Below are 14,791 nucleotides of genomic sequence, written 5' to 3' on the forward strand. Positions count from 1 at the left end.
CCCGCCGCCGGGTACTGGGTGCAGACCTCCCAGCGCGGCGGCCAGAGCACCCGCCGGTCGCGGCCGCTCACGTCGTGGACGTCGAGCCGGGTCCGGCGGTCGAGCCGGGTGAAGACCCGCCACAGGCCCCGGTCCAGGAAGTCCGGCATCGCCCGTGTTCCGGCCTCCTCGTCCGGCGCGGCGGCGTCCTCCGCCGAGGACACGGCGACGGCCGCGAGCGCCAGGACCGCGACGGCGCCGACGACGGTGGCCCGCCTCACTTCCGCCTCCGGGCGGCGAAGTAGTAGCCGCAGGCCGCGCCGAGGAGGGCGGTCGCGAGCAGCGCCACGTAGAGCGGCAGGGTGACCTCGGGGACCAGCAGGCGGATCCTGACCTCACGGGTGTTCTCGAAGATGAAGACCAGGGTGACGACCGCGACCGCGACCATCGCTATCCGCCCCGGGGTGAGGGCTCCGGCCCACCGGGACGCGCCCCCGCCCGCTGCCCGTGGCGCCCACTTGGGACTCATGCCCGGCCCCTCTCCTCCGTCGTGCCGTCGGTCGTACCCGGCCACAGCCGTGGGACCAGAATGGGACGCGCGGCGCCTCCCCGTGACGGTGAGAGGAGCCGTACGGGTGACTTGTCAGACAACATGGGACGACTACCGTGGTGCGAAGACCGGCGGAGAGCGAGCCGGGGACGAGACGAGGAGGGGCCGTGGCGGTCAGCGGGCAGCGGCGGCGACCGGTCGTGGCGCTCTACGAGCGGATCGCGGACGCCGTCCACGACGGGACCTACCCGCCGGGCTCCACGCTCCCCTCCGAACCGAAGCTCGCCGCCGAGCTGGGCGTCAGCCGGCCGGCCCTGCGCGAGGCGCTGCTGCTGCTGCAGGAGGACGGCGTCCTCACGGTGCGGCGCGGGGTGGGCCGCACCGTCAACGACCGCCCGCCCCGGCGCGGCTTCGAGCAGGTCCAGCCGCTGGAGGAGCTGATCGGCGCGGGCACGCCGCTGCGGGTGCGGGCACTGCTCAGGACCGTCGAGGAGCCGACCGACTTCACCACCCAGCACCTGCTCGCGCCCGCCCGCGCCGAGCTGCGGTTCTGGGAGTCCGTACTCGGCGGGGAGGGCACGGCGGCGGCGCTGAGCCACGAGTGGGCGGCGCCCGACGAGCTGCTCGACCGGGTGCACCCGGAGTTCGCGCGGGCCCTGCGGGCGGCGGAGGCGGACGCGGCGGCCGGCGGCGCGGTCTCGATGCTGGCCGTGCTGGTCGGGGCCTCGCGGGAGACGGCCCTGAGCGCGCACAGCGGGATCACGGCGACGCTGCTCGGGCGGCGGCGCGGGGAGCAGCTGGGCCGCCCGGCGGACACCCCCGCCGTCCTGGTCACCCAGGTGGTACGGGTCGGCGAGACCCCGGTCCTGGCGGCCAAGCACATGCTCCCGACGGGCACGCCCGCCCTGCCGGTGCTGCAGTCGCACTGAGCGGGGACGGGGAGCGGGTCCGGGCCGAGCCCGGGCCGGGAGCCACATGGGCGCCTCCGCGCGCCCGGGCCGGTCCGTGGGCCGCGTGGGCGTCCCGCGCGCCCGTGCGTGCGGGCATGCGTGCGTGCGGGCATGCGGGCATGCGGGCGGATTTCCCGGCCCCCCGACCGCTGTCGGGCCCGTCACAGCACCCCGCCCGCCCTTGGCGTACACTTCCCCGCCATGCACTTGTCTGACAACCCTGCCACGCCTGCCGCCGCCACCGTCTCCGAGTGGATCCGCCGGGCCCCCAAGGCCGTCCTCCACGATCACCTCGACGGCGGGCTGCGTCCCGCGACCATCGTCGAGCTGGCGCGGGAGTGCGGGTACACCGCGCTGCCGACCGAGGACCCGGCCGAGCTCGCGGTCTGGTTCCGGGACGCCGCCGACTCCGGTTCGCTGGAGCGCTACCTGGAGACCTTCGCCCACACCTGCGCGGTGATGCAGACCCGCGAGGCGCTCGTGCGCATCGCGGCCGAGTGCGCCGAGGACCTCGCGGCGGACGGCGTCGTCTACGCCGAGATCCGCTACGCCCCCGAGCAGCACCTGGAGGGCGGCCTCACCCTCGACGAGGTCGTCGAGGCGGTGAACGACGGCTTCCGCGAGGGCGAGCGCCGCACCGGCGGCCGGATCACGGTCCGCACCCTCCTCACCGGCATGCGCCACACCGACCGCTCCCTGGAGATCGCGCAGCTCACCGTCGCGCACCGGGACAACGGCGTGGCGGGCTTCGACATAGCCGGCGGCGAGATCGGCAACCCGCCGGCCCGCCACCTCGCCGCCTTCCAGCACCTGAAGCGGGAGAACTGCCACTACACGATCCACGCCGGCGAGGCCGTCGGCGCGGAGTCGATCCACGAGGCCGTGCAGGTCTGCGGCACCGAGCGGATCGGCCACGGCGTGCGGATCACGGACGACATCGCCGAGGACGGCACGCTGGGCCGGCTCGCCTCGTACGTCCGGGACAACCGCATCGCCCTGGAGGTCTGCCCGACCTCCAACCTCCAGACGGGCGCCGCGAAGGACTACGCCTCGCACCCGATCGACGAGCTGCGCCGGCTCGGCTTCCGGATCACGCTCAACACCGACAACCGGCTGGTCTCCGGCACCACCATGAGCGAGGAGTTCCAGCACATGGTGGACGCCTTCGGGTACGGCCCCGAGGTCTTCGAGGAGTTCACGGTCGCCGCCCTGGAGGCCGCCTTCCTGCCGCTGCCGGAGCGGCAGCGGCTGATCGACGAGGTCGTCCGCCCGGGGTACGCGGCGCTGTAGGCCAGCCGGCCCGAGGGCCCGAGGGCCTCAGCCGACCCTTCCCCCGCCCACCAGGGGAAGGGAGAGCGTCCCCGTGGACTCGGGGGCGCTGACGACGGTCACCGGCTTGATGCCCCGGTTGCCGAAGTACGCGGTGTCGCTCGCCGCGACGACGAACTCCAGCCGGTGGCCCGTCTCGTAGCGGTGGACGATGCCCGGCAGCTCGACGGTGAAGGGGCGGGTGACGTCCGGTACGCGTACCGGCGCGACCAGCCGGTTGACCAGGGTCTTCGTCCCGTCGGGCGCGACGTCGTAGAGCTTGGCGAAGAGGACGAGCTTGTCGGCGGCGTCGCCCGAGTCCTGGACGCGTTCGGTCGCCGGGGACACCACCCGCAGCGTCGCCCTCGGCGCGCCGACGAGGTCCACGGGCGCGGCGAGCGGGGCACTGGTCCAGCCGAGGTAGGTGCCGGGGGTGTCGTACGGCCGGGGATCGGGGAGCCCGGTCATGCCGGCGAGCGAGGACTCGGAGTGGCTGGTCGGGATCAGCCAGTTGCCGTACCGGCGGGAGCCGCGGGCGACCTTCGTGCGGTTGTCGACGAGCTTGCCGTCGCCGGAGAGGTACAGCTCCTGGCTGAGCGCCGGGACGCGGTCGGCGGTGCCGTAACCGCTCCGCCCCTCGCGGTACCAGGCGAAGGCGGGGCCGGTGTCCGCGGCCGCGTTCTTCCGGAGGTGGCGGTCGAACCAGGCGAGGACGCGCTGCCCCACGTAACTCCCCTCGGGGTTGCCGAGGTCGAGTTCGCCCGGCTTCTGCCCTCCGCTGTGGCCCCAGGACTGCCAGATCATCCGGGTGTCGACGCCGCGCTCGCGCAGCCGGTCGTAGGTGGCGCGGGCCTCGTTGAGGTTGAACAGGCTGTCGGACTGCCCCTGGACGATCAGGGTGGGCGCGGTGATCCGGTCCAGGTAGGAGACCGGGGAGACGCCGCGGGCGTACGTGAGCATCTTCTCGGTCTCGGCGGCCGGGTAGCGGCCGGAGTTGAGGAGCCTCACGGTGTCGCAGGCGTCGGCGACGAAGTGCAGACAGCCGAGGGAGTTGATCCGGCTGGGGTCGAGGGACGGGGAGAGCAGGGGCTGGCCCTCGCCGATGAGGTAGAAGCCGTTGGCCCACTGCCATTTGAAGACGCCGGGGGTGGACCGGTCGGCGGCGTTGGGGGCGAGCGAGTACGCGAGGTCGTTCCAGGTGATCAGGGGGACGAGGGCGTCGATGCGGGGATCGACGGAGGCGGCCGCGAGTTGTACGGCGCCGCCGTAGGAGCCGCCGATCATGCCCACGCGCGGGTCTCCCGCGCCGTCCCGGGTGACGAAGTCGGCGCGGGTGCCGTCGTCTGCGGCGTGGGTGCCGGCGAGGAAGTCGACGAGGCGGGTCGCGGCCCGGCCGTCGCTCTCCGGGGCGTCGAGGGAGATCAGGCAGCCGGACTTCCCGAAGCCGAGGCCCGAGTAGACGAGGCCGACGTAGCCGCGCTCGGCGAAGGCCTTGCCGACGGCGGCGGTGGAGCCGTCGCTCTTGCTGCCGCCGAAGCCGTTGGTGGCGAGGACGGCGGGCGCGGGGTGGGCGGCGTCCACGCCCGCGGGCCGGTAGAGGTCGGCGTCGACCGCGCAACTCCGGCCGTTCGCCTCGACGGTGAACCGGAGCGGGGTGACGGTGTACGCGCCGGAGCCGGCTTCGGCGCCGGCGGGCGCGGCGAGCGTGAGCGGTGCGGCGAGCGCGGCCGCGCCGGCCACGAGCGCGAGGACCTTGCGGGAGCGGGGCACGGCACGGGACACGGAGGGACCTCCACACTGAGGACGACGCCGGGAGACCCGGCACCTACCGACTGGTAGGTACCGGGGCAGCGCTCATGCTGTGACACGTGTCATAAGCCCGTCAACGCGCCGGACGAAGGTTGTTGACGGAGATTCAGTGAAGGCGGCACGCCCCGCGCCCACGGCCGGGTCCCACGGACCGCCACCCGCTCTCCGATGGGAGAATGGCGGCATGACAGGCGCTGAGGAATTCAGACCCGAATCGGAGCGGGTGACGCGCGTCCTGCGCGATCAGATCATCGACGGGACCCGTGCCCCCGGCAGCCGGCTGGTGGAGCGCGAGATCGCCGCCGAGCTGGACGTGAGCCGGCTGCCCGTCCGCGACGCCCTGCGGGACCTGGTCGCCGAGGGCCTGGTGACGCCGCGCCCGCGCACCTGGGCGGTGGTCCGAGAGTTCACGGCGTCCGACATCTCGGACCTCGGCGAGGTCAGGTCCGCCCTGGAGATCCTCGGCTTCCGGCTCGCCGCGCAGCGCCGCACCCGGGCGGGGCTCGCCAAGCTCCGCGCCGACCTCGACGCCGAGCTGGCGGCCGCGGCCAAGGGCGACGGGCAGGCCGCCCGGCGGGCGGCCGCCGACTTCCACGAGACCGTCACGGAACTGGCCGACAACGCCCTCCTCAGCGAGCTCAACGCGACGCTGCGCAGCCGGATGCGCTGGCTGCTCGGGCAGCACGACGACTTCACCGTCGTCGCCGAGGAGCACGCGGAGCTGTACCGGGGGATCGAGGCGCGGGACGTGGAGCGCGTCGAGAAGCTGGCCCTGCGCCACCTGGAGACGAGCCGGGACGAGGCCGCCGCGCACCAGCGCAGGACGGCGCCGGAGTAGTCCCCACCGTGCCCCCGTCGGCGGCGGGTCGCGAGGGCCCGAACTGTCGGGCGGCCCTGCCGACCGCCTTCCCGGGGCGGGCCGTCGGGCCGGACCGTCGAGGCGGTCGCCGCGGGGCCCGCTCAGCGCAGGGCCGGTGCGTCCAGAGTGAGCGTGGCCGTGTCCCCGTCGAGTACGGCGGGGACGCCGAGCGGCAGGGTCAGCGCGGTCGTGCTGTGCCCGAAGCCCATCTCCTCCACGACCGGCACGCCGAGGCCGCCGAGGCGGTCGGCGAGCACCGCCCGCACCTCCTCGTACGGACCGCACTCCTCCCAGGAGCCGAGGCCGATGCCCGCGACCCCGTCGAGCCAACCGGAACGCAGCAGCTGGGTGAGGATGCGGTCGAGGCGGTACGGCTCCTCCCCCACGTCCTCCAGGAGCAGCAGCCCGCCGCGCGCCGAGGGCCGCCCGTGCGGGGTGCCGAGGTCGGCGGCGAGGAGGCTGACGCAGCCGCCGAGCGTCACGCCCCGGGCGCGGCCGGGCACCAGGGAGCGTGCCGTCTCCAGACCGAGCGTGAGGACGGTCTCGGGCTCGAAGAGGGTGGCCCGCAGCGACTCCCGGGTGCGCGGGTCCGACAGGAACGTGCCGGCGGCGACCATCGGCCCGTGCAGGGTGGCGAAGCCCGCGCGGACGGCGAAGGCCTCGTGCAGGGCGGTGACGTCGCTGTAGCCGACGAACGCCTTGGGCCCGGCCGCCCGTATCGCCGTCCAGTCGACCAGGTCCACCATGCGCTGGGCCCCGAACCCGCCGCGCGCGCAGAGCACCGCGGAGACCGAGGGGTCGCACCAGGCCTCGGTCAGGTCGCGGGCGCGCGCCCGGTCCGCCCCCGCGAGGTGGCCGAGCGTGGGGTGGGCGTCCAGGACGTGCGGGGCGACCACCGGTTCCAGGCCCCAGCCGCGCAGGACGTCGAGCCCGGCGGTGAGCCGCTCCTCGGGGACGGGCCCGCTGGGGGCGACGACGGCGACCCGTGCCCCGGGCCCGAGCCGCCCTGCCCGGGTCAGGGGTTCGACGGCGGAGGACGGGCCGGTCACGTGCGGTACTCCAGGTCCGGTACGTCCGTACGGTCGATGCCGAAGGTCCTTACGTACAGGGCGAGTTCGGCTTCCAGGGCCTTGATCATGGTGTCGGCCCTGCGGAAGCCGTGTCCCTCCCCCTCGAAGGCGAGGTAGGCGTGCGGGACGCCCCGGCCGGCCGCGCGGGCGAGGAGGCGCTCGGCCTGCGCGGGCGGGCAGATGACGTCGTCGAGGCCCTGGAGCAGCAGGAAGGGGGCCGTGACCCGGTCGACGTGCTCGATCGGCGAGCGCTCCTTGTAGCGGGCGGGCACCTCGTCGATCGGCCCGATCAGTCCGTGGAGGTACTGGGACTCGAAGTCGTGGGTCTCGTCGGCGGCCCAGTTCCGCAGGTCGAGGACGGGGTAGATGATCGTGCCGCAGGCGTACACGTCGGTGGAGACGAGGGACGCGGCGGTCGTCCAGCCGCCCGCGCTGCCGCCGCGCACGGCGAGCCGGGCCGGGTCGGCGGTGCCTTCGGCGGCGAGCGCCGCCGCGACGGCCGCGCAGTCCTCGACGTCGACGACGCCCCACTGCTCGCGCAGCCGCTCCCGGTACTCGCGGCCGTAGCCGGTCGAGCCGCCGTAGTCGACCACGGCGACGCCGATGCCCCGCGAGGTGAAGTAGGTGATCCCCAGGTCGAGGACGAGCGGCGCGCGCCCGGTGGGACCGCCGTGGGCCGAGATCAGGTAGGGCGGCAGCTCGTCCTCGGGCCCGGTGAACCCGGGGTGGTGGGGCGGGTACACATGGGCGTGGATCTCCCGCCCGCCGGGGCCGGTGAAGGTGCGGATCCGGGGCTCGGGGAGGTACGCGGGGTCGACGGCGTCGGTGTGGGCGGCGCCGACCACGCGGCTGCGGCCGGTGCGGGTGTCGAGCTCGACGAGCTCGGCGGAGCTGCGCGGTCCGGCGGCGACGCCGACCACCCGGGTGCCGTGTCCGGCGAGGGTGGCGGCCCACTCGGTGCGGGATCCGCCGGCGTCGACGAGGGTGCGGCGCTCGGGGTCGAGGATTCCGAGGCCGGTGGTGCCCTTGCCGTGGACGACGGCGATCAGCCCGTTCTCCAGGGGCGTGAACCAGCGGAGCCCGATCTGCCAGAGGGGGCCGCCGAACTCCTCGGCTCGCGGGCAGAGCGCCTCCGGTTCGGCGAGGCCGCCGTCGGCGTCGACCTCGGCGCGGTAGAGGTTCCACCAGCCGGTGCGGTCGCTGACGAGGAGCAGCCGGCCGGCCGCGTCCCAGTCGACCTGCGGGATCGACTCGGCGGTCCCGCCGGCGACGGTCCTGGCCTCGTGGAAGGTGCCGTCGGGGGTGACCTCGGCCAGCTGGACCTCGGTGCCGTCCCAGGGCATCCGGGGGTGGTCCCAGGCGATCCAGGCCGCCCGGCGGCCGTCCGGGGAGAGCCGGGGTCCGGTCACGAACCGGTGGCGTCCGTCGGAGAGTTCGCGGACGGCGGCGCGGTCCTCGGCGGCCGAGCCGTCGAGGGGCACGGCGGCGAGGACGCGGCGCACGTCGGTGGGCGCGGGACCGGTGAACTCCTCCAGGACGCACCACACCTCGCCCCGGTCCGGGTGGATCACCGGGTCCACCCACCGCAGCCCGCCGCCGACGGAGGAGACCGGGGTGAGCGGCCGCGGCTCCGCGGTGGTCCCGGCGTCGGGTTCGTACGCGTAGAGCCGCTGGTCGGGGAAGTGGCAGAACACGGCGAGCGGTCCGTCCGCCGGGCGCGCGACGGCCGCCCAGGGCTGCCCGCCGTACTCGATCACCCTGCTGCGGACGTTCCACGGGGCGGGCAGCAGGCTCTCCTCGGTGCCGTCGGCGCGCCGCCTGACGAGGGCGCGCCGGCCGCCCTCGGCGGGGCGTGGCGCGGTCCACCAGAGTTCGTCGCCGACGGCGCCGAGGTACTCGGGCCGCCCGTCGTGGGCGGCGGCGAGCGCGGCGTCGACGGGCGACGGCCAGCTGCCGTACCCGGCCGTGGTCGTGGCCATCTCGTCTCCCCCTGTCATGGGACTGGTCCCCCCTCTGTCCTACGCGGACTTCAGATAGTGGTCGAGCACACGGACGCCGAAGTGCAGGGCGTCCACCGGGACGCGCTCGTCGACGCCGTGGAAGAGCGCTCCGTAGTCGAGGTCCGGGGGCAGCCGGAGCGGCGAGAAGCCGTAGCCGGTGATGCCGAGCCGCGAGAACTGCTTGGCGTCCGTGCCGCCGGACATGGTGAAGGGCAGGACGTGCCCGGCCGGGTCGAAGCGCTCGACGGCGGCCCGGAGCTTGGCGAAGGTCGGGGAGTCGACCGGGGCCTCCAGGGGTACCTCGCGGTGGTGGAACTCCCACTCCACGTCGGGTCCGGTGAGCAGGTCCATGGTCGCGACGAACTCCTCCTCGCCGCCCGGCAGCGTCCGCCCGTCGATGTAGGCCACGGCCTGGCCCGGGATGACGTTGACCTTGTAACCGGCCTCCAGCATCGTCGGGTTGGCGCTGTTGCGGACGGTCGCCTCGACGAGGGCGGCGGCGGGGCCGAGCTTGTCGAGGAGGAGGTCGACGTCGAGGTCGGGGGCGCCGGTGTCGACCTCGATGCCGTACAGCGAGGCGAGTTCGGTGAGGGCGGCGCGGACGGTCGTGGTGAGGCGGACCGGCCAGGTGTGGGCGCCGATCCGGGCGACGGCCGCGGCGAGGTGGGTGACGGCGTTGGCCGTGTTCACCTTGGAGCCGTGGCCGGCCCGGCCGCGGGCGGTGAGCTTGAGCCAGGCGGTGCCCCGCTCCCCCGCCGCGATCGGGTAGAGGGTGGTGCCGGGCTGCGGGTGGAAGCTGAACGCCCCGGACTCGCTGATGCCCTCCGTGCAGCCCTCGAAGAGCGCCGCGTGCCGGTCGGCGAGGAAGTCGGAGCCGTCCTCGGCGCTGGCCTCCTCGTCGGCGGTGTAGGCGAGGACGATGTCGCGGCGGGGCCGGATGCCGTGGCGGGCCCAGGAGCGGACGACGGCCAGGACCATCGCGTCCATGTTCTTCATGTCGACGGCGCCGCGCCCCCAGACGATCCCGTCGCGGACCTCGCCGGAGAAGGGGTGCACGGTCCATTCGGCGGGGTCGGCGGGCACCACGTCCAGGTGGCCGTGGACGAGGAGCGCCTCGGCCGAGGGGTCGGTGCCGGGGATCCGCGCCACCACGTTGGTGCGGCCGGGGGTCCGCTCCAGGAGGGTGGGTTCGATCCCGGCGTCCGCGAGCCGCTCGGCGACGTACTCGGCGGCCGGCCGCTCGCGGCAGTCGCCGCCGCCCCGGTTGGTGGTGTCGATGCGGATGAGCTCGGAGGTGAAGGTGACCACCTCGTCGAGCGCCGTCGTGTCCGGGCTCCGGACCTCCTCAGCCATACTGCTCCTCCACCGCGGCCGAGACGATGGTCGTGACCGCCTTGAACGTGCGAATTGCCTCGTACATCGTCCCGCTGGTGTACGCGACGCGCCGCTCACCGCTCCGCGCCACGCCGGGAACCACCGTGGCGGCGGCGCCCAGGTGCTCGGCGTCGAACTCCAGCTCCACGGTGAACGGGCCGCCCCGGACCGGTTCGTACCGGACGGCGAGCGCGGCGCCGGTCTTCGCCGCGGCGCGGATGTCGGCGGCGGTCCGGGCGGGGGGACGGCACACCGCCGCGTACCGCGACACGTGGTCCTTGACGGCGACCTTGGGCGCCTCCGGCGCGTAGCCGAGGGCGTCCTCGCAGGTCAGGTCGTCCCCGGTGACGAGGACGACGGGCACCCCGTACTCCGCGACCACATGGGCGTTGAGGAAGCCCTCGCTCGCCCGCTCGCCGTTGAGCCAGACGCCGGTGATGGAGTTGGCGAGGTAGGTGTGCGCGAGGACGCCCTCGGTGCCGGCGCCGGTGTGGTAGCCGACGAAGGCGATGCCGTCGACGTCCCCGTGCTGCACGCCCTCGACCATCGAGAGGGACTTGTGCCGGCCGGTGAGCATCTCGGCGCGCTCGTCGAGCCGCTCCAGGAGCAGGTTCCGCATGGACGAGTGCGCCTCGTTGATGAGCACCTCGTCCGCGCCGCCGTCGAAGAAGCCGAGCACGGCGGCGTTCACGTCGGAGGTGAACATCGCGCGGCACCGCTCCCACTGCGGCGTGCCGGGCAGCACGTCGGCGGGCCAGGTCACACCGGTGGCGCCCTCCATGTCGGCGCTGATGAGGATCTTCATGCCTGGCACCGTACGCGCCGCCCGGCGGCCCTACCACCCCTGTGGATAACCTCCGTTGGAGTGGACCAATGGCGCCCACCGGACGGCGGTACGCCTCGCCCGGCCGGTTCCGGATCCCTCCTGGGCTCCTCCACGATCCGCCGTGCCGGTGGGCGGGATCCCGGGGCCCGCTGTGCGCGCGGATGCGAGGAGGGGACGGCCGCCCCGTGGGACATGGGGGCACGGTGTCCTCGTGACGGCCCGGCGCGCCACCCGATCGGCGGCCTTCGAATCGGACGAAACCTCGCCAAGGGGTGCGTATAGGCTGTCGGCCGCAGTTGTCGTTGTCGACCTTCCGGAGAGCTCTCGGTGACCATCGCCTTCACCCCGTCCGAATCCGCCCCCGCCGAGACCGAGCCCCCCGTCGTCCCCGAGCCCGCCGGGCCCGTCATGGCGGAGGAGCCGGAGTTCTGGGAGCCCTCGGACCCGGAGCCCCAGGACGCGCGGGACGCGCACGAGCCCCCGGACACGGACGACGCGGACGACGCTCCGGACGTGGACGACGCCGACGTCCACGGGCAGGACCACGACCCCGTCGTCGTGCGCGACGCCCGGGACTTCGGGGTCTACGCGCGGACCGGCGGCTGGGCCTTCGCGCTGAAGGTGGCCCGGAGCGTGCGGCCGGGCGGGCAGCCCGCCGAGGGGACGGCCCGGACGAAGGTCTCCGCGAAGGCCTTCGCCGAGCTCGCCGGGTGCTCGCCCGAGCGGGTCATGCGCTACTACAAGGCCTGGGACATGGCGGCCGACGACGGTCTGGTCCCGCAGTTCGAGGTCCTGGTCCCGGGCGAGGACATCGAGCTGCCGGACGCGGACGTCTGGCTCTCGTACTACGCCTCCCGCAGCAGCGCGTCCTCCGTGCGCGGCCAGGCGATCAGCGCGGCGGCCGAGGCGGAGGGCATCCGGCCGACGAAGGCCCTGGAGGTCGCGGAGAACCCGACGGCGCTGCGGGCGGCGATCCTCGCCGACCCCGGGACGGCCCAGGCCGCGCGCGGGGCGCTGCTGGACCGGATGAAGGAGGACCCGGCCCTCCAGACCGAGATGGCCCGCGCGATCGCCCGTACCGACGACCTGAAGAAGGCGGTGGCGAGCGAGGCGAAGGCGGCCGACCGCATCGGGTACGTGCGGCAGATCGTCGAGAAGGGCCAGATCAGGACCCCCGCCGGGCAGACGGTGGAGGCACCGGCCGAGATCCGCGCCGAGGCCGAGCGGCACCTGTCGCTCCTCGACGAGCTGGACGACTCGGAGGAGGCGGGCGAGTGGGCCGGCGAGGCCTACGACACGGTGAAGAACCTGGTCGCCAAGGCGGTCGAGGAGGATCCGGCGCTGCGCGTCCAGGAGCGGCGGACCAGGTTCTACAACAGCCTGCAGAAGGCGACGAAGGTCTTCGAGGAGCTGACGCTCGACGAGGTGATGGAGGAGGACATCTACGAGGCGGACATGCTCCAGCGCCTCGAAGCCCTCCAGGAGGCGATCGGCACCTGCATCAGCGCGCTGCGCAGGGCGACGACCGCCTCCTGAGGGGAGCCGGTCAGTCCTCGTGGCCGAGCTGGAGGTCGCGCTCGGTGCGGCCGCCGCCGGCCACCTGGAGGACGGTGGCGACGGGCGGGTACCCGGCGGCGATGACCGTGTACTCGCCGGAGGACAGGTCGATGAAGCGGAAGGTGCCGTCGGCCCCGGTGGTGAGGGTGTCGACGACGTTGCCCGCGGCGTCGAGGAGGGTGACCCGGGCGTCCTCCACGGGGCGCCCTCCCCCGGCCCGCACGGTGCCGCGCAGCACCGCGCCGCCGGCCAGTTCGATGTCCTGGCGGGTCTCGCGGGAGGCCTGGACGCTCACGGGGAGCGCGGCCGGCCGGAAGGCGGGGGCGCTGGCGGCGAGCGTGTACTCGCCCGCGACCAGCTCGCCGATGACGTAACCGCCCTCGCGTCCGCTGCGGGTGGAGGCGACGACCTCGCCGCGCACGTCGGTGAGCGTGACGGCCGCGTCCCGTACGGGCGTGCCGTCGGCGGTGACGACGCTGCCCGCGAGCCGTCCGGCGCCGCCGAGGACGACGTCGAGCTCCACCGGCCGGTCGCCGACGGTGACGGAGACGGCCTGCGGCTGGTGGCCGCCGGCCGCCGCGATCAGGACGTACGCGCCGCCGCCGGGGACGCTCAGGGCGTACCGGCCGTCCTCGCCGCTCGCGCCGCGGCCGATCTGTCGGCCCTGGACGTCGATGAGGGTGAGCGCGGCCCGGGGGACCCTGCTGCCGTCGTGGTGCTGGACGGTGCCGCAGACGGGCACTCCGGAGTGCGGAGGGGGGACGACGGCGGGGGCGGGGGCGGCGTGGCGGGCGTGCGGGACGGGGGTCGTGGGGGCCTCGGTGGCGGGAGTGTGGGACACCAGCGGTTTCTCCTTGAGGAAGAAGGCGAGGACGAGGCCGAGCGCGAGGACCGGCACGAGGTAGAGGAAGATCCGCGGCATCGCGTCCGCGTACGCCTGGACGTACGCGTCGCGCAGGGCGGGCGGCAGGGTGTGGACGGTCCCCGGGGTGATCGACTCGGCCGGCGGCAGCGGGGTGGAGCCGTCCTGGGCGAGGACGCCGGCGAGCCGGTCGCCGAGGGCGTCGTCGAGCCGGGAGGCGAAGAGGGTGCCGAAGACGGCGGCGCCGACGCTGCCGCCGATCTGGCGGAAGTAGTTGTGGGCGCTGGTGGCGGTGCCGAGGTCGGCGGGGCGTACGGAGTTCTGCACGGCGAGCACGAGCACCGGCATGACGAGGCCGATGCCGGTGCCGAGTACGGCCTGCCAGAGGCTGTGCTGGAGGCGCGGGGTGTCGGTGTCCATGCGGGAGAGCAGCCACATGCCGAGGACGGCGACGGCCCCGCCGGCCACCGGGTAGACCTTGTAGCGGCCGGTGCGGCTGATGAGCTGGCCGGAGACGACGGAGGCGATGACGATGCCGCCCATGAGGGGCAGCATCAGGAGGCCGGACTCGGTGGCGCTGGCGCCCTCGACCATCTGCAGGAAGCTGGGGAGGTAACTGGCGGCGCCGAAGAGCGCGATGCCGATGACGGCGCCGACGAGGGCGGTGACGGTGAAGACGGAGTCGCGGAACAGCCGCAGCGGAATGAGCGGTTCGGGCGCGAAGTGCTCGACGACCAGGAAGAGCAGGGCCGTTCCGAGGGCGCCGCAGGCGAGGGCGAGGATGACCCGGGAGTCCCAGGCGTACTCGGTGCCGCCCCAGCTCGTCAGCAGGACCAGGCAGGTGGAGGCGGCGGCGAGGAGCAGTGCGCCGAGGACGTCGAAGCGCGCGCGTGCGGTGGGCTTCGGGAGCTTGAGGACGGTGGCGACGACGGCGAGGGTGACGAGCCCGAAGGGCACGTTGAAGTAGAAGCACCAGCGCCAGGAGACGTGGTCGGTGAAGAAGCCGCCGAGCAGCGGTCCCGCGACGGAGGCGAGGCCGAAGGCGGCGCCGATGAGCCCCATGTAGCGGCCGCGTTCCCGGGCCGGGACGATGTCGGCGATGATCGCCTGGACGCCGATCATGAGACCGCCGGCGCCGATGCCCTGGACCGCGCGGAAGGCGATGAGCTGGTCCATCGTGCGGGACCAGCCGGCGAGGCCGGAGCCGATGACGAAGACGACGATCGCGAAGAGGAAGACGCCCTTGCGGCCGATGAGGTCGCCGAGCTTTCCGTAGACCGGCAGGCCGATGGTGGAGGTCAGCAGGTAGGCGGTGATCGCCCAGGACATCCGGTCCAGGCCGTGGAGTTCGCCGACGATCTTCGGCAGGGCGGTGGCGACGATCATCTGCTCCAGCGCGGCGAGGAGCAGCGCGAGCACGAGGCCGCAGAAGACGAGCCGGACGCGGCGGGGGTCGAGGGCGGCGGGTCCCGGGCCGGGCGGTGGCGCGAGGTCGGTGGACGGGCCGTCCGGGGCGAGCGGTTCCGCGTCCCCGTCGAGGCCTTTCACCATCGTGATCGCACCCACGTGTCTGCTCCCCTCGTCACGGCGTCTGCGCCGCGCCATTCTTCGCATTGCACGCGAAGGGGGAGCAAGTCGGGCGGCACG

Annotated in this window: 12 protein-coding genes; 4 read left to right on the forward strand and 8 right to left on the reverse strand. The window is 74.3% G+C overall.

Annotated elements, in window-relative coordinates:
• Together K7G60_RS19360 and K7G60_RS19365 are read right to left on the reverse strand one after the other, a co-directional pair.
• Positions 1–260, reverse strand: a 260-nt coding sequence (locus K7G60_RS19360; protein WP_225802196.1) for a hypothetical protein, incomplete at its 3' end; no start/stop codon positions are given.
• Complete coding sequence (locus K7G60_RS19365; protein WP_225802197.1) at positions 257–508, reverse strand: DUF1049 domain-containing protein; 252 nt, start codon at positions 506–508, stop codon at positions 257–259. The genes K7G60_RS19360 and K7G60_RS19365, both read right to left, overlap by 4 nt.
• A 188-nt stretch (positions 509–696) precedes the next feature.
• Between K7G60_RS19365 and K7G60_RS19370 the strand changes: the two genes are divergently transcribed.
• Positions 697–1,458 carry a GntR family transcriptional regulator gene (locus K7G60_RS19370; RefSeq protein WP_225802198.1) on the forward strand — a complete coding sequence of 254 codons (762 nt, stop codon included), beginning with the start codon at positions 697–699 and terminating at the stop codon, positions 1,456–1,458.
• A gap of 222 nt (positions 1,459–1,680) precedes the next feature.
• Positions 1,681–2,769 (forward strand): adenosine deaminase, encoded by a 1,089-nt coding sequence (locus tag K7G60_RS19375; RefSeq protein ID WP_225802199.1) that lies wholly within the window; start codon positions 1,681–1,683, stop codon positions 2,767–2,769.
• 27 nt (positions 2,770–2,796) lie between these two features.
• On the opposite strand, the gene K7G60_RS19380 is transcribed toward K7G60_RS19375, so the two are convergent.
• Positions 2,797–4,569 carry a CocE/NonD family hydrolase gene (locus tag K7G60_RS19380; protein ID WP_225802200.1) on the reverse strand — a complete coding sequence of 591 codons (1,773 nt, stop codon included), beginning with the start codon at positions 4,567–4,569 and terminating at the stop codon, positions 2,797–2,799.
• 211 nt (positions 4,570–4,780) lie between these two features.
• On the opposite strand from K7G60_RS19380, the gene K7G60_RS19385 reads away from it, so the two are divergent.
• Positions 4,781–5,434, forward strand: a complete 654-nt coding sequence (locus K7G60_RS19385; RefSeq protein ID WP_225802201.1) for a GntR family transcriptional regulator — start codon at positions 4,781–4,783, stop codon at positions 5,432–5,434.
• 122 nt (positions 5,435–5,556) lie between these two features.
• On the opposite strand, the gene K7G60_RS19390 is transcribed toward K7G60_RS19385, so the two are convergent.
• From K7G60_RS19390 to K7G60_RS19405, 4 genes are read right to left on the reverse strand one after another with little or no spacing between them, the layout of a single operon-like run.
• Entirely contained in the window at positions 5,557–6,504 is a 948-nt protein-coding gene (locus tag K7G60_RS19390; RefSeq protein ID WP_225802202.1) for an LD-carboxypeptidase, read from the reverse strand.
• A complete protein-coding gene (locus K7G60_RS19395; protein ID WP_374115651.1) occupies positions 6,501–8,522 on the reverse strand; it encodes a prolyl oligopeptidase family serine peptidase in 2,022 nt (673 codons plus the stop codon). Before K7G60_RS19395 ends, K7G60_RS19390 begins: the two co-directional genes overlap by 4 nt.
• A gap of 21 nt (positions 8,523–8,543) precedes the next feature.
• Positions 8,544–9,878 (reverse strand): M20/M25/M40 family metallo-hydrolase, encoded by a 1,335-nt coding sequence (locus K7G60_RS19400; RefSeq protein WP_225802204.1) that lies wholly within the window; start codon positions 9,876–9,878, stop codon positions 8,544–8,546.
• A complete protein-coding gene (locus K7G60_RS19405; RefSeq protein WP_225802205.1) occupies positions 9,871–10,704 on the reverse strand; it encodes a M55 family metallopeptidase in 834 nt (277 codons plus the stop codon). The genes K7G60_RS19400 and K7G60_RS19405 overlap by 8 nt, the downstream gene beginning before the upstream one ends.
• Before the next feature lie 348 nt (positions 10,705–11,052).
• On the opposite strand from K7G60_RS19405, the gene K7G60_RS19410 reads away from it, so the two are divergent.
• Complete coding sequence (locus tag K7G60_RS19410; RefSeq protein ID WP_225802206.1) at positions 11,053–12,261, forward strand: hypothetical protein; 1,209 nt, start codon at positions 11,053–11,055, stop codon at positions 12,259–12,261.
• Positions 12,262–12,271: 10 nt separating this feature from the next.
• On the opposite strand, the gene K7G60_RS19415 is transcribed toward K7G60_RS19410, so the two are convergent.
• A complete protein-coding gene (locus K7G60_RS19415) occupies positions 12,272–14,710 on the reverse strand; it encodes an MFS transporter (protein WP_374115652.1) in 2,439 nt (812 codons plus the stop codon).
• Positions 14,711–14,791 lie beyond the last annotated feature (81 nt).

It is taken from the genome of Streptomyces sp. NK15101, assembly GCF_020400725.1.
Taxonomy (GTDB): Bacteria; Actinomycetota; Actinomycetes; order Streptomycetales; family Streptomycetaceae; genus Streptomyces.

Bases quoted from the DNA above. Each gene is read 5' to 3' on its own strand.
- K7G60_RS19365 (WP_225802197.1), bottom strand. From the start codon at position 508: ATGAGTCCCAAGTGGGCGCCACGGGCAGCGGGCGGGGGCGCGTCCCGG.
- K7G60_RS19375 (WP_225802199.1), top strand. From the start codon at position 1,681: ATGCACTTGTCTGACAACCCTGCCACGCCTGCCGCCGCCACCGTCTCC.
- K7G60_RS19385 (WP_225802201.1), top strand. From the start codon at position 4,781: ATGACAGGCGCTGAGGAATTCAGACCCGAATCGGAGCGGGTGACGCGC.
- K7G60_RS19395 (WP_374115651.1), bottom strand. From the start codon at position 8,522: ATGACAGGGGGAGACGAGATGGCCACGACCACGGCCGGGTACGGCAGC.
- K7G60_RS19400 (WP_225802204.1), bottom strand. From the start codon at position 9,878: ATGGCTGAGGAGGTCCGGAGCCCGGACACGACGGCGCTCGACGAGGTG.
- K7G60_RS19405 (WP_225802205.1), bottom strand. From the start codon at position 10,704: ATGAAGATCCTCATCAGCGCCGACATGGAGGGCGCCACCGGTGTGACC.